The sequence below is a fragment of the Mesorhizobium sp. M0761 genome (assembly GCF_040320205.1).
In the GTDB taxonomy this organism is placed as follows: domain Bacteria; phylum Pseudomonadota; class Alphaproteobacteria; order Rhizobiales; family Rhizobiaceae; genus Mesorhizobium.
Genome location: NZ_JAMYPF010000017.1, coordinates 23,618 through 38,184 on the forward strand (window position 1 = coordinate 23,618; position 14,567 = coordinate 38,184).

A 14,567-nucleotide genomic window follows, 5' to 3' on the forward strand; every position below is an offset into this window, starting at 1 on the left:
GAAATCGCAAAAATCGATTCTTCTTCCAAAGACCTTCGCACCGAAAACGATAATGCTTCTGACGCAAAGTGATCGCCTGACTGCAAAGTCCTCACACACGCTTTGCGCGTCCGGGCTACGCGGCACACCTGGCCCCATTAATGCGGCAGCCCCGGCGTTGTTCGTTTCGCAAGCAAAGCCTGCCGCACTATTGTGCACTGCAGCACAGATTGCCCGATTGCGGGCAAAATTCTGCGTGACAATTTCATCAGGGTTAGGCTAGTGTGCCCCGATAACCGAGAGGGTGGAGAAAAATCTGCTCTCCTACGCGGTCAAAGTCTTGGGAGGATGCGATCTAGGCGCGGTTACCCGCTGCCGCCGGAAACCGGAAAACAGATCGGAACGCGTTTAAATTGCAAGGCCTTGTGCCTTGCATTTTTTTTGCCCGATCATCTGGTTAGATCAACCTGTTCCCAAATCACGTGAGCTTGCGTCAGCCTGACACCAAGGCGTGATTCTAATGCGGGTGGGCCATGCCTGGCCGCCTATTGCGCATCGCAGGCTGGCGAGACAAAATCTGAGTTTGGCGCTCCGAAACAAACACAAACATCCCAGCCGATCTGCCGGCGGGAAAGTGGTTAGTTAGCCGGGTGCCTGGCTGGCTTCGGGGATGATGTGCGGGACTTCGTCGAGGCTGTAGCCCAGCCCGTGCGTCAGGCTGTAGAAAACCCCCATGACGACAGCCGTGACGATAGTGGTGCGGATCACGGCGCGCAGCATATGCGGTCCGCGCGGCGCGCTCGCAACCGTGCCCAGCGTCACGTCATGGTCGTCATCCTGCGTCTTGACGCTGAACGGCAGCACGATGAACAGCATCAGCCACCAGGTGATGAAGAACAGCGCGGCAAACGAAATCCAGCTCATGCCTGCTCCAGTTCGACCAGCGTGCCGAAGAAATCCTTGGGATGCAGGAACAGCACCGGCTTGCCGTGGGCGCCGGTTTTGGGATTGCCGTCGCCCAGCACGCGGGCGCCGCTCGCTTTGAGGTGATCGCGCGCGACAAGGATGTCGTCGACCTCGTAGCAGACATGATGCATGCCACCCGAGGGGTTCTTCGCCAGAAAGGCCGCGATCGGCGACCGTTCGCCCAGCGGCTCCAGGAGTTCGATCTTGGTGTTGCCGACATCGACGAACACCACCGTCACGCCATGCTCGGGCAAAGCCTGCGGCGCAGTCACCCGCGCGCCAAGTGTATCGCGATAGGCCGCAATCGCCGCGGCCAGGTCCGGTACGGCAAGTGCTACATGGTTCAGGCGTCCCAGCATGAAGTGCTCCACAAGTTAAGGGAGTAGGGAATAGGCAGCAGGCAGTAGTGATACATCCGCATTTTTCTCCACTGCCTACCGCCTACTGCCTATTCCCTCACCTCGTCACAAACACCGTCACCAGCGGCTTCTTGCCCCAGGCTTCGTTGGCGGCGCCGCGCACGGCGCGGCGCACCGCTTCCTGCACCAGATCGAGGTCCTTGCGGCGCTGGCGAGGGATCGAGTCAACCGCGCCGACGGCCGCGTCGAGCATCAGATCTTCCATGTTTTCGCCACGGGCATCGGCCTCGGCGACGCCGATGGCGACCAGATCGGGATCGCCGGCGAGCTCATATTTGTCGTCGAGCACGACATTGACCGCGACATGGCCGGCAAAGGATAGCTTCCGCCGGTCGCGTATGCCCATCGCCTGGTCGGTGCCGATCAGCCTGCCGTCCTTGTAGATGCGGCCGAACGGCACCTGGTCGATGATCGTGGCCGGACCCGGCGCCAGCCGCAGCATGTCGCCGTCGCGCACTTGCGCCACCTGGCCGATGCCCGACGTCGACATCAGCGACCCTTGCGCCACCAGATGCGCGGCTTCGCCGTGCACGGGAACGCCGATCTGCGGCCGCACCCATTCATACATCCTGCGCAATTCGCTGCGGCGGGGATGGCCGGAGACATGCACAAGCGCGTCGCCATCCTCGATGATCTTGATGCCGAGGTCGATGAGGCGGTTCTTGATCTCGAGGATCGCCTTCTCGTTGCCGGGAATGGTGCGTGAGGAAAACACCACCGTGTCGCCGGCCGTCAGCGACACCGATTTCATCTCGTCGCGCGACAGTTTTGCCAGCGCTGCCAGCGCCTCGCCCTGGCTGCCGGTGCAGATGATGACCAGGTTCTCGCGCGGGATGAAGCCGAAATCCTCCTCGGCGATGAACTCCGGCAGCCCGTCCATGTAGCCGAGTTCGCCGGCGACATCGATGACCCGCTTCAGCGAGCGGCCGAGCACCAGGCACTGGCGGCCGGCATCGCGCGCCGCCTTGGCGATGGAGACGATGCGTCCGACATTGGAGGAGAAGGTGGTGACGGCGACACGGCCGACAGCGCTCTGGATGACGCCCCTGAGGCCTTCGCCCACCGCCACTTCCGACGGCGATTCGCCTTCGCGCAGCGCATTGGTGGAATCGCAGATCAGCGCCAGCACACCCTTGTCGCCATAGGCGCGAAACCGCGCCTCGTCGGTTTTCGGACCGATCGTCGGTTCCGGATCGATCTTCCAGTCGCCGGTATGGATGACGGTGCCGGCCGGCGAGGTGATCGCCAGCGACATCGGCTCGGGGATCGAGTGCGCCACCGGAATGGCCTCGATCGAGAACGGGCCGACAGTGAATGTTTCGCCTGCCCGGTAGATCGTCACCGGAATTTTCTTCGGCGCGCCCTGCTCGCCCTGGCGCTTGGCGTCCAGCAGTCCGGCGCTGAACGGTGTCATCCACACCGGCGCCTTCAGCTTCGGCCAGATGTCGAGCAGCGCCCCGTAATGGTCTTCATGCGCGTGGGTGATGATGATGCCGCGCAGGCCGGCGAGGTTCTCCTCGATGAAGCGCGTATCGGGCAGGATCAGGTCGACGCCAGGATGCGCCGCATCGGGAAAAGTCACGCCGACATCGACGACGATCCACTCGCGCGCGCTAGGCGGCCCATAGCCGTAAAGGGCGAAGTTCATGCCGATCTCGCCGACGCCGCCGAGCGGCACGAAGACGAGTTCGGCGTTTTGCGCTTTCGCCATCAATTTTCCCTTCCCGGCCCTTGCGACCAGCTCTAAATCTTTGCCGACGCGACGGCGCCGAAATGCACGTCGCCGGCGGCTACCGTCACGACCGACCCCTCATCATCGCGGATCACGAAACGGCAGTCCGCGTCAATGGTCTCGAAGGTACCGCGCACCACATTCCCGTCAATCCTGACAGCAACCTCGCCGCCAAGCCCCGCCGCGCGCGCCAGCCAGCGACGCCGGATGGCGTCGAGCCCGCGTCCGTCATCCCACAGCCGGGCATTGTCGGTCCAGGCATCGGACAGCGCCAAGAACAGCGTTTCGGCGTCGCATGTCGCGCCCAGCGCCTGAAGCGATGTCGCCGGATACGGCAAATCCGGCGGATGCGCCACCACATTGACGCCGATGCCCACCGCCACCGCGAAACGGCCGCCATCGAGAATGGCCGATTCCAGCAGGATGCCGGCCAGTTTGGCGCCGGAGGCAAGCACATCGTTCGGCCATTTCAGCTCGAAGCGGTTCTGCCCTTGGCTGGCGCCGTCGAGGCCGATGGCGATCCTGCCCTTCGGCACCACGGCGTCAAGCGCATCGGCCAGCGACAGGCCGGCGACGAAGCCCAGCGTCGCCGCCAGACGCAACTCACCGCCGGTGATGACCAGCAATGTCGCCGCCAGATTGCCCTCGGGAGATACCCAGGCCCTGCCGCGGCGGCCACGGCCGCTTTCCTGCTTCTTGGAAACGACCCACAATTTGCCGGGGTCGCCTGCCCTTGCATGGTCCAGCGCAAGCGTGTTGGTGGAACCCACGCTGTCATGGGCCTCGAGCCGGAACCCTTCCGTCTCAGAGGTTGGAGCCAGCCGAAATGCCATCCGGTCAGAAAAATGTCTTGGCGGCGGCTTCGGCGTAGGTCGCGATCGGACCGCCGATCAACACATAGAACAGCACGAAAGCGCCGGAGACACCAAGCACGAGGCGCAGCTCAACCGCCATCGGCACGAAGCCACCGGCCGGTTCGTCGAACCACATGATCTTGATGATACGCAGATAGTAGAAAGCGCCCACGACGGAGGCCAGCACGCCGATGATCGCCAGCGCATAGAGGTTGGCGTTGATGGCGGCGAGGAACACGTACCATTTCCCCCAGAAACCGGCGAGCGGCGGGATGCCGGCCAGCGAGAACATCAGGATGGTCAGGATCGTCGCCATGATCGGGTTGGTCGACGACAGACCGGCGAGATCGCTGATCTGCTCGACATTGCCTTCCTTGCGCCGCATGGCGAGGATGAAGGCGAAGGTGCCGAGCGTCATGACGAGATAGATCAGCATGTAGATGGCGACGCCGCGCACGCCGGCCTGGCTGTTGGCGGCTAGGCCGACCAGCGCGTAGCCCATATGGCCGATCGAGGAGTACGCCATCAGCCGCTTGATGTTGGTTTGGCCGATCGCGGCGAAGGAGCCGAGCGCCATCGAGGCGATCGAGATGAAGACGATGATCTGCTGCCAGTCGGAAGCGATCGGCTTGAAGGCGCCCATGGTGACGCGCACGATCAGCGCCATTGCCGCCATTTTGGGGGCAGCCGCCAGGAAGGCGGTGACCGGCGTCGGCGCGCCCTCGTAGACATCGGGCGTCCACATGTGGAACGGCACCGCGGAAATCTTGAAGGCAAGACCGGCCAAAACGAAAACCAGGCCGACGACGAGGCCGAGCTGGCGCTCACCGCTGCCAAGCGCCGAGGCGATTTCCTGGAAGCCGACATTGCCGGTGTAGCCGTAAATGAGGCTGATTCCGTAAAGCAGCATGCCCGACGACAGCGCGCCGAGCACAAAATACTTCAAACCGGCCTCGGTCGAACGCAGATTGTCGCGATTGATCGCCGCCAGCACGTAAATCGCCAGCGACTGCAGTTCGAGGCCGAGATAGAGCCCGATCATGCCGTTGGCCGAGATCATCAGCATCATGCCGAGCGTGCACAACAGGATCAGCACCGGGTATTCGAACTTGTCGAAATGCTCCTGCCTGGCGAAGCGCATCGACATCACCAGCGTCACCGCCGAACCGATCAGCGACAGCACCTTCATGAAGCGGGAGAACGGATCCTGGATGAAGGCGTTGCCATAGGCTGCGCCCTGCCCCGTGGGAAAGATCAGCCATAGGCCTGCGATCACCAGCACGGCGACGGCAAGGCCGGTCACCAGAATGGCAGTGTTGGCGCGCGAATAGGCGCCGACCATCAACAGCGCCAGCGCGCCGATGGCGAGGATCAGCTCCGGCGTCGAGAGCGAAAGGCTGGAGTAAAGGTCCGGCGTCATGGTTCGCAAAACCTCTGGTCAGTTCGCCGCCGCGGTCTGCGCGGCGCCGATGGATGCGGTGACATTGGTGACGAGCGCCTTGACCGACTGGGCCGTGGCATCGAAGACGGGAGCGGGATAAACGCCGAAGAAGATGACCAGCACGACCAGCGGGTAGATGATTGCCTTCTCGCGCGTCGACAGATCGAGCAGGCCCTTCAGGCTTTCCTTGGTCAGCGCGCCGAAGATGACCCGGCGGTAGAGCCAGAGCGCGTAGGCCGCCGACAGGATGACGCCGGTGGCGGCGAAGAAAGCCACCCAGGTGTTGACCCGGAACACGCCGAGCATGGTCAGGAACTCGCCGACGAAGCCTGACGTGCCGGGCAAGCCGACATTGGCCATGGTGAAGATCAGGAACACGGTTGCGTATTTCGGCATGTTGTTGACCAAGCCGCCATAGGCGTCGATCTCTCGCGTGTGCATGCGGTCGTAAATGACGCCGACGCACAGGAACAGTGCGCCCGAGACGAGGCCGTGGCTCAGCATCTGGAAGATCGCGCCCTGCACGCCTTCCTGGTTCATGGCGAAGATGCCCATGGTGACGAAGCCCATATGGGCGACGGAGGAATAGGCGATCAGCTTCTTCATGTCCTCCTGCATCAGCGCCACCAGCGAGGTGTAGATGATGGCGACGACCGACAGCGTAAACACCAGCGGCGCGAACATTTCCGACGCCAGCGGGAACATCGGCAGGGAGAAGCGCAGGAAGCCGTACCCACCCATTTTCAACAGGATGCCGGCCAGGATCACCGAGCCCGCCGTCGGCGCTTCGACGTGCGCATCGGGCAGCCAGGTGTGCACCGGCCACATCGGCATCTTCACCGCGAAGGAGGCGAAGAAGGCCAGAAATAGCCATGTCTGCATGTGGGCCGGGAAGTTGTGGGTCAGCAGCGTCGGGATGTCGGTGGTGCCCGCCTGGAAGAACATCGCCATGATGGCGAGCAGCATCAGCACCGAGCCGGCCAACGTGTAGAGGAAGAACTTGAACGAGGCATAGACGCGGCGCTTGCCGCCCCAGACGCCGATGATGATGAACATCGGGATCAGGCCGGCCTCGAAGAAGACGTAGAACAGCACGATGTCGAGCGCGCAGAACACGCCGATCATCAGCGTTTCCAAGAGCAGGAAGGCAATCATGTAGGCCTTGACGCGCTTGTCGATCGCTTCCCACGACGCCAGGATGCAGAGCGGCATCAGGAACGTCGTGAGGATGACGAACAGCATCGAAATGCCGTCGACGCCCATATGGTAGGAGATGCCGGAATCCAGCCAGGCAAACTTCTCGACGAACTGGAAGCCGGCCTGCGAATTGTCGAAGCCGGTCCAGATGAACAGCGAGATGATGAAGGTGGCCGCCGTCGTCGTGAACGCGATGGCGCGGATGTTGCGACGCGCATTCGGGCTGTCATCCCTGATGAACAGGATCAGCAGCACACCTACGAGCGGCAGGAAGGTGACCAGCGAGAGGATTGGCCAGGCGGTCATCAGAGCATCATCCAGGTGACGAGTGCGGCCACGCCGATCAGCATGGCGAATGCATAGTGATAGAGATAGCCGGTCTGCAGCTTGACGACGCGGTCGGTGACGTCGACGACGCGCGCCGAAATGCCGTCAGGACCGAGCCCGTCGATGATGGTGCCGTCGCCGGTCTTCCACAAGAACCTGCCCAGCGCCTTTGCCGGCCGCACGAACAGGACGTCGTAGAGCTCGTCAAAGTACCATTTGTTGAGCAGGAAGGCATAGAGCAGCCGATGGTTGGCGGCGACACTCCGGGGCAGTTCCGGCGAGCGGATGTAGAACTTCCAGGCGACGGCAAAGCCGATGACCATGGCGACGAACGGTGCCAGCTCGACCCACAGCGGCAATTCGTGGATATCGTGCAGGATGTGGTTGTCCGGCAGCGTGAACAGCGACGCCTTCCAAAATTCGGCATAGGCTTCGCCGATGAAGGCGCCATGGAAGATAACGCCGGCAAACAGCGCGCCCGCGGCCAGGATGAACAGCGGCACCAGCATCACCGGCGGCGATTCATGGACATGGTGCATGACGTCGTGGCTCGCCCGCGGCTCGCCGTGGAAGGTCATGAAGATCAGCCGCCAGGAGTAGAAAGAGGTGAAGCAGGCGGCGATGACCAGCAGGACAAAAGCGAGGCCGGCGACCGAATTGTGGCCGGCAAAGGCAGCCTCGATGATGGCATCCTTGGAGAAGAAGCCGGCGGTGCCGATGACGGTCACCGGAATGCCGACGCCGGTCAGCGCCAGCGTGCCGATCACCATCATCCAGTAGGTCTTCGGAATGAGCTTCCGCAGGCCACCCATCTTGCGCATGTCCTGCTCGTCGGACACGGCATGGATGACCGAGCCGGAGCCCAGGAACAGCAGCGCCTTGAAGAAGGCATGCGTGAACAGATGGAAGATCGCCGCGCCATAGGCGCCGACGCCGAGCGCGACGAACATGTAGCCGAGCTGCGAGCAGGTCGAATAGGCGATGACGCGCTTGATGTCGTTCTGAACCAGGCCGACGGTCGCCGCGAAGAAGGCGGTGAAGGCGCCGATGAAGGTCACCACGGTCAGCGCCGAATGCGACAGTTCGAACAGCGGCGACAGCCGCGCCAGCATGAACACGCCGGCCGTAACCATGGTGGCGGCATGGATCAGCGCGGAAACCGGCGTCGGGCCTTCCATGGCGTCCGGCAGCCAAGTGTGCAGCGGCACCTGCGCCGACTTGCCCATGGCGCCCATGAACAGCAGCAGGCAGACGATGGTCATGGCCGCCTGCTTGTCCAGCGCATAGCCGAGGAAGGTAAGCACGGCGGCGCCTTGTGGGGCGCCTTCAGCCGGAATGAACGTAGCGGCATTGGCGAAGATGGTGCCCAGATTGACCGAGCCGAACAAAACGAAGACGCCGAAAATGCCGAGCGCAAAGCCGAAATCGCCGACGCGGTTGACGACGAAGGCCTTGATCGCAGCGGCATTGGCCGACGGCTTCTTGTACCAGAAGCCGATCAGCAAATAGGAGGCGAGACCCACCCCTTCCCAGCCGAAGAACATCTGCACCAGATTGTCCGCCGTCACCAGCATCAGCATGGCGAAGGTGAACAACGACAGATAGGCGAAGAAGCGCGGCCGGTTCGGATCGTGGTGCATGTAGCCGATCGAATAGATGTGGACCAGCGCCGACACCGTGTTGACCACCACCAGCATGACCACGGTCAGCGTGTCGATCCTGAGCGCCCAGGAGGCGTCCAAGCCGCCGGATTGGATCCAGCGCAGTACCGGCACGGTGAACACCTCGCCTTCGCCGAAGCCGACGGTGAAGAAGGCGACCCAGGACAGCACGGCCGAGATCACCAGGAAGCCTGAGGTGATATATTCCGATGCCTTGGCGCCGAGCGAATTGCCGAACAGGCCGACAATCAGGAAGCCGAGCAGCGGAAGGAAGACGATCGCTTGATACATGTTAGCCCCGTCAACCCTTCATCTGGTTCACGTCTTCGACCGCGATCGAGCCGCGGTTGCGGAAGAAGACGACGAGAATGGCAAGACCGATGGCCGCTTCGGCGGCGGCGACCGTCAGCACGAACAGGGCAAACACCTGGCCGACGAGATCGCCCAATGCCGCCGAGAAGGCAACGAAATTGATGTTGACCGCCAAAAGGATCAGCTCGATCGACATCAGGATGACGATGATGTTCCTGCGGTTCAGGAAGATGCCGAACACGCCCAGCGTGAACAGGATCGCCGATACGGTCAGGTAATGTGCGATGCCGACGACCATCTCAGAGCCCCTCGCCCGACTTGACCTTGCGGATTTCCATGCCTGTCGCCGGCGTGCGGCCGACCTGGGCTGCGATCGACTGCCGCTTGATCCCTTCCTTGTGGCGCAGCGTCAGCACGATGGCGCCGATCATGGCGACCAGCAGGATGAGGCCCGAAATCTGGAAGTAGTAGAGGTAGTCGGTATAGAGGATGTCGCCGAGTGCTGCGGTGTTTGTCCGCGCGGCAAGATCCGGGATGGGTTTGGAGACCGTCGAGGCCAGTTGCGGCGCGAAGGTGTAGCCGCCGAGCACCACGATCAGCTCGGCCGCCAGGATCAGCCCGACCAGCGCGCCGATCGGCGCATATTGCAGGGCGCCTTCCTTCATCTCGGCGAAGTCGACATCGAGCATCATGACGACGAACAGGAACAGCACCATGACCGCGCCGACATAGACGACAAGCAGGATCATCGCCAGGAACTCGGCGCCGGTCAGCATGAACAGGCCGGCGGCGTTGAAGAAGGTCAGGATCAGGAACAGCACGGAATGCACGGGGTTGCGCGACGAAATGACCATGAATGCCGACGCCACCGCGACAAAGGCGAAGAGGTAGAAAAAGGCCGCCTCTAGTCCACTCAGCATTGGGGATCCCCCGGGTTCCTGTCCAAACAGGACATCCGTCCTGTTTGATTTGTGCGACCGCCTCCGGCCGGCAAGTTGCGTTGTCCTTAGACGAGGCCCCTCGCCCCGTCCATGCGTCAAATGTCAGCGGTAGGGCGAGTCCAGCGAGATGTTGCGCGCCAGTTCGCGCTCCCAGCGGTCGCCATTCGCCAGCAGCCTGTCCTTGTCGTAGTAAAGCTCCTCGCGCGTCTCCGTCGCGAACTCGAAATTCGGCCCCTCGACGATGGCGTCGACCGGGCAGGCTTCCTGGCAGAAGCCGCAATAGATGCACTTCACCATGTCGATGTCGTAGCGCACGGTGCGGCGAGTGCCGTCATTGCGGCGCGGGCCGGCCTCGATGGTGATCGCCTGCGCCGGACAGATCGCTTCGCACAATTTGCAGGCGATGCAGCGTTCCTCGCCATTGGGATAGCGGCGCAGCGCATGCTCGCCACGGAAGCGCGGGCTGGTCGGCCCTTTCTCGTGCGGATAGTTGATCGTCTCCTTCGGCGCGAAGAACTGGCGCATCGACAGGAAAAAGGCGCTGACGAAATCCTGCAGCAGCAGCGATTTGGCGGCCTGGCCAAAAGCGGACATCACGCAAACCCCGTGATCTTGAGGAAGGCCGCGGTGGCAACGACCATGAATAGCGAAATCGGCAGGAACACTTTCCAGCCAAGGCGCATCAGCTGGTCGTAGCGGTAGCGCGGCACGAAGGCCTTCACCATCGAGAACATGAAGAACATCAGGCAGATCTTGAGCACGAACCAGATCACGCCGGGCACCCAGGTGAAGGGGGCGAAGTCGAAGGGCGGCAGCCAGCCGCCGAGGAACAGGATGGTGGCCAGCGCGCACATCATCACCACGGCGACGTATTCGCCGAGGAAGAACAACAGGAACGGCGTCGAGGAGTATTCGACCATATGGCCGGCGACGAGTTCCGACTCGGCTTCCACCAGGTCGAAGGGCGGGCGGTTGGTCTCGGCCAGCGCCGAGATGAAGAAAATGACGAACATCGGGAACAGCGCCAGCCAGTGCCAGTCGAGGAAGCTGTTGGGCAGGCCAAGCTTGGTGCCCAGCCCATCCTGCTGAGACAGCACGATGTCCGACAGGTTGAGCGAGCCGACGCAGAGCAGCACGGTGACGATGACGAAGCCGATCGAGACTTCGTAGGACACCATCTGCGCCGCCGAGCGCAGCGCGCCGAGGAACGGGTATTTCGAGTTGGACGCCCAGCCGCCCATGATCACGCCGTAGACCTCGAGCGAGGAGATGGCGAAGACGTAGAGGATGCCGACATTGACGTTGGCGATCCCCCAGCCCGCATTGACGGGAATGACCGCCCAGGCCGAGATTGCCAGCACGGCCGACACCAGCGGCGCCAGCAGGAACACGCCCTTGTTGGCGCCGGACGGAATGACCGGTTCCTTGAAGACGAATTTCAGCAGATCGGCGAAGGCCTGCAGCGTGCCCCAGGGGCCGACGACGTTCGGGCCGCGGCGCAGCTGCACCGCCGCCCAGATCTTGCGGTCGGCGTAAAGCAGGTAGGCGACCCCGATCAGCAAAACGACGATCAGCACGACCGACTTCAAAATGATGATCAGCGCCGGCAGCACGTAGAAGGAGAAGAAAGTGTCCATATCTACTCTGCCGCCTGCCTGAAGCCGTTTTTCGCCAGCGCCGAGCATTCCGCCATGACGGCGGAGGCCCGCGCGATCGGGTTGGTCAAATAGAAATCCGTGACCGGCGAGGTGAAAGTGCCCTTGTTCAGCCGCCCGCCGAGCTTCGCCACCCTGGCGATGTCGTCGGGGTTGCCTGAGACAACATGGTCGATGTGGGCGAGATGCGGATATTCGCCATAGAGCCTGGCGCGCAGTTGCTGCAGCGAATCGAATGGCAGTTTCTTGCCGAGCACATCGGACAATGCCCTCAGGATCGCCCAGTCTTCGCGCGCGTCACCCGGCGCGAAGCCCGCGCGGTTGGTCTGCTGCACGCGTCCCTCGGTGTTGACATAGGTGCCGGACTTTTCGGTGTAGGCGGCTCCCGGCAGGATGACATTGGCGCGGTGCGCGCCGGCGTCGCCATGCGTGCCGACATAGACGACGAAGGCGCCGCCGGTCTTGGACATGTCGATCTCGTCGGCGCCGAGCAGGAACAGAACGTCGCTCTCCCCCAGCATGCCGGCGACGTTCTTGCCGCCCTTGCCAGGCACGAAGCCGACATCCAGGCCGCCGACGCGCGCGGCCGCAGTGTGCAGCACGGCAAAGCCGTTCCAGTCGGCGCGGGCAGCGTTGACGGCGGTGGCGAGTTTCGCCGCCTGGCCGAGCACCGCCGCGCCGTCGGCACGCGACAGCGCGCCCTGGCCGACGATGATCAGCGGATGCGTCGCCTTCTTCAGCACCTGGAAGAACTTGCCATTGCCGTCGGCCAGGTCTTTCAGCGACTCCGGACCGGCGCCGAGCTGTTCGTAGTCGTAACGCGTGTCGCCGACCTCGCCGATGACGCCGACCGGCAGATTGCCGATCCGCCAGCGCTTGCGGATGCGGGCATTGAGCACCGAGGCCTCGAAGCGCGGATTGGCGCCGATGATCAGCACCGCGTCGGCCTGCTCGATGCCCTCGATGGTCGGGTTGAAGATGTAGCTGGCGCGACCGAGCGCGGGATCGAGTGCGGCGCCGTCCTGGCGGCAATCGGTGTTCTTCGAGCCCAACGCAGCCATAAGCTGCTTCAGCGCGTAGATTTCCTCGACGGCGGCAAGATCGCCCGCAATCGCGCCGATTTTCTCGGGCGCCGCATTCGACACCGCATCCCTGATCGCAACGAACGCTTCGGCCCAGCTGGCCGGCGCCAACTTTCCGTCCTTGCGGACATAGGGGCGGTCGAGGCGCTGCGTGCGCAATCCGTCCCAGATGAAGCGGGTCTTGTCGGAAATCCACTCCTCGTTCACCGCTTCATTGACGCGCGGCAGGATGCGCATCACCTCGCGGCCGCGGCTGTCGACGCGGATTGCCGAGCCGACGGCGTCCATGACGTCGATGGATTCTGTCTTGGTCAGCTCCCACGGCCGTGCCTGAAAGGCGAAAGGCTTGGAGGTCAGCGCGCCGACCGGGCAGAGGTCGATGACATTGCCCTGCAGCTCCGAGGTCATGGCGCTTTCGAGATAGGTGGTGATCTCGGCATCCTCGCCGCGGCCGATCAGGCCAAGCTCGGAAATGCCCGCAACTTCCGTGGTGAAGCGAACGCAGCGCGTGCAGTGGATGCAGCGGTTCATCACCGTCTTGACCAGTGGGCCGATATATTTGTCTTCGACCGCGCGCTTGTTCTCGTGATAGCGCGAGGAATCGACGCCGAAGGCCATCGCCTGGTCCTGCAGGTCGCATTCGCCGCCCTGGTCGCAGATCGGGCAATCCAGCGGATGGTTGATCAGCAGGAATTCCATCACGCCTTCGCGGGCCTTCTTGACCATCGGCGTGTTGGTGAAGATTTCAGGCGCCTCGCCATTCGGACCCGGACGGAGGTCGCGCACATTCATGGCGCAGGAGGCCTGCGGCTTCGGCGGCCCGCCCTTCACCTCGATCAGGCACATGCGGCAATTGCCGGCGATCGACAGCCGCTCATGGAAGCAGAAGCGCGGCACTTCCGCGCCGGCGTCCTCGGCCGCCTGCAGCAGCGTGTAGTGGTCGGGTACAGTGATCTCTTTCCCGTCGACCTTGAGCTTTGCCATCAATTGCCCCCGGCGGTCTGCGCCGTCTCATATGCCTGAAACAGATCGCTCAGCCTGATGCCATTGATCATCATGCCGGCGACTTCAGCGTTTTCTATCTTCAAATTGCTCATATTCACATTGCTGAAAAACGCGTCCGAGAGGTTCGCGTCCTCCACAACGGCCGCCGACAGGTCGACGTTGTGAAACTGCGTGTTCGACAAGTTCACATCGTCAAATCTGGAGTTGCTGACGATGGCATTGCGCACATCGAGAACATCGCTCCTGTCGTGGATCTCCATGCCTGCCACCCCTACTTCTTCGCCTTGGCGGCCAGCGTCAGCGCCGCGGCCTGGCGGGTCCACTCGTCGCGGCCGATACGGCCGGTGAGCGACAGGTAGTCCTCGACCCAGGCGATCTCTTCTGGCGCCCAGGCGGCGATCTGGGCAAAGGTCCAGATGCCGAGGCCGTTCAGCACCTTTTCCAGCTTCGGCCCAACGCCGGTGATCGCCTTGAGATCCGACGGCTTGGCCGGACGAGCCACGGCCTTGGGCTGTCTGAAATCCTCCGGCATCAATCCGATCGTTGCGCCTTCGGCGACGGCCTCGGTCTTCTCCGACTCGGCATCGAGGGTGAGAGCGGCAATATCGGTCAGATCCTGGGCAAAAGTCTGCGCCTCGGCGATCAGGGTTCTGGTCGCCGCGCGCGCCTTGGTGGCGGGGGCGGTCTCGGCGAACCCTTGGCTGCGCAGTTCGAAATCGTCGATGATCGGCTGGAAAATCCGCTGCGATGCCTCGGCAGCACCCGACAAGGCGCCTAGCCACACGCCAAAGGCATGGTTGGCAAGGCCAAAGCCCAGCGCCGACATCGCGGCGGCACCCGCGACAGGATGCGCGAGAAGGTTGACGGCGCTGGCCATCTCCTTCGGCATCATCCTTGTCAAATCCTGGTTCATCTTCTCAAGCTGGTCCAAATTGGGCATCAAAGGGTTCGAATAGGGCGCCATAGACATCTCCTGGTCGTTTCTTCGTCAGCCCC

At 62.8% G+C, this 14,567-nt stretch carries 14 protein-coding genes; all 14 read right to left on the reverse strand.

The genetic code is table 11. The annotated features are described in order from the left end of the window. Window positions 1-621: 621 nt before the first annotated feature. Window positions 622-903, reverse strand: a complete 282-nt coding sequence (locus NKI32_RS23735) for a DUF1467 family protein (RefSeq protein WP_023739139.1) — start codon at window positions 901-903, stop codon at window positions 622-624. After that, the gene (mce, locus tag NKI32_RS23740) at window positions 900-1,304 is read right to left on the reverse strand and encodes a methylmalonyl-CoA epimerase (protein WP_023739140.1); all 405 of its coding nucleotides are present in this window, start codon (window positions 1,302-1,304) and stop codon (window positions 900-902) included. Before mce ends, NKI32_RS23735 begins: the two co-directional genes overlap by 4 nt. Window positions 1,305-1,401: 97 nt before the next feature. Next, window positions 1,402-3,075, reverse strand: coding sequence for a ribonuclease J (locus NKI32_RS23745; RefSeq protein ID WP_023739141.1), 1,674 nt, complete (start codon window positions 3,073-3,075; stop codon window positions 1,402-1,404). Window positions 3,076-3,107: 32 nt separating this feature from the next. Beyond that, window positions 3,108-3,929: a biotin--[acetyl-CoA-carboxylase] ligase gene (locus NKI32_RS23750; protein WP_023670806.1), complete on the reverse strand. Its 822-nt coding sequence runs from the start codon at window positions 3,927-3,929 to the stop codon at window positions 3,108-3,110. Between the two features lie 4 nt (window positions 3,930-3,933). Then, complete coding sequence (gene nuoN / locus NKI32_RS23755; RefSeq protein ID WP_023741632.1) at window positions 3,934-5,370, reverse strand: NADH-quinone oxidoreductase subunit NuoN; 1,437 nt, start codon at window positions 5,368-5,370, stop codon at window positions 3,934-3,936. 18 nt (window positions 5,371-5,388) lie between these two features. After that, window positions 5,389-6,894, reverse strand: a complete 1,506-nt coding sequence (locus NKI32_RS23760) for an NADH-quinone oxidoreductase subunit M (protein ID WP_023670808.1) — start codon at window positions 6,892-6,894, stop codon at window positions 5,389-5,391. Next, entirely contained in the window at window positions 6,894-8,867 is a 1,974-nt protein-coding gene (gene nuoL, locus NKI32_RS23765; RefSeq protein WP_353003838.1) for an NADH-quinone oxidoreductase subunit L, read from the reverse strand. The genes NKI32_RS23760 and nuoL overlap by 1 nt, the downstream gene beginning before the upstream one ends. 10 nt (window positions 8,868-8,877) lie before the next feature. Next, window positions 8,878-9,186, reverse strand: a complete 309-nt coding sequence (gene nuoK, locus NKI32_RS23770) for an NADH-quinone oxidoreductase subunit NuoK (RefSeq protein WP_023670810.1) — start codon at window positions 9,184-9,186, stop codon at window positions 8,878-8,880. A gap of 1 nt (window position 9,187) precedes the next feature. Then, window positions 9,188-9,808, reverse strand: coding sequence for an NADH-quinone oxidoreductase subunit J (locus NKI32_RS23775; protein ID WP_023670812.1), 621 nt, complete (start codon window positions 9,806-9,808; stop codon window positions 9,188-9,190). A gap of 123 nt (window positions 9,809-9,931) precedes the next feature. After that, a complete protein-coding gene (gene nuoI / locus NKI32_RS23780; RefSeq protein WP_023685203.1) occupies window positions 9,932-10,423 on the reverse strand; it encodes an NADH-quinone oxidoreductase subunit NuoI in 492 nt (163 codons plus the stop codon). Further along, window positions 10,423-11,466, reverse strand: coding sequence for an NADH-quinone oxidoreductase subunit NuoH (gene nuoH, locus NKI32_RS23785; RefSeq protein ID WP_023727693.1), 1,044 nt, complete (start codon window positions 11,464-11,466; stop codon window positions 10,423-10,425). Before nuoH ends, nuoI begins: the two co-directional genes overlap by 1 nt. Window positions 11,467-11,468: 2 nt before the next feature. Beyond that, window positions 11,469-13,550, reverse strand: a complete 2,082-nt coding sequence (gene nuoG, locus NKI32_RS23790; RefSeq protein ID WP_352513065.1) for an NADH-quinone oxidoreductase subunit NuoG — start codon at window positions 13,548-13,550, stop codon at window positions 11,469-11,471. Further along, window positions 13,550-13,831, reverse strand: coding sequence for a pentapeptide repeat-containing protein (locus NKI32_RS23795; protein ID WP_352513064.1), 282 nt, complete (start codon window positions 13,829-13,831; stop codon window positions 13,550-13,552). Before NKI32_RS23795 ends, nuoG begins: the two co-directional genes overlap by 1 nt. 11 nt (window positions 13,832-13,842) lie before the next feature. Next, complete coding sequence (locus tag NKI32_RS23800; protein ID WP_352513062.1) at window positions 13,843-14,535, reverse strand: helix-hairpin-helix domain-containing protein; 693 nt, start codon at window positions 14,533-14,535, stop codon at window positions 13,843-13,845. Window positions 14,536-14,567 lie beyond the last annotated feature (32 nt).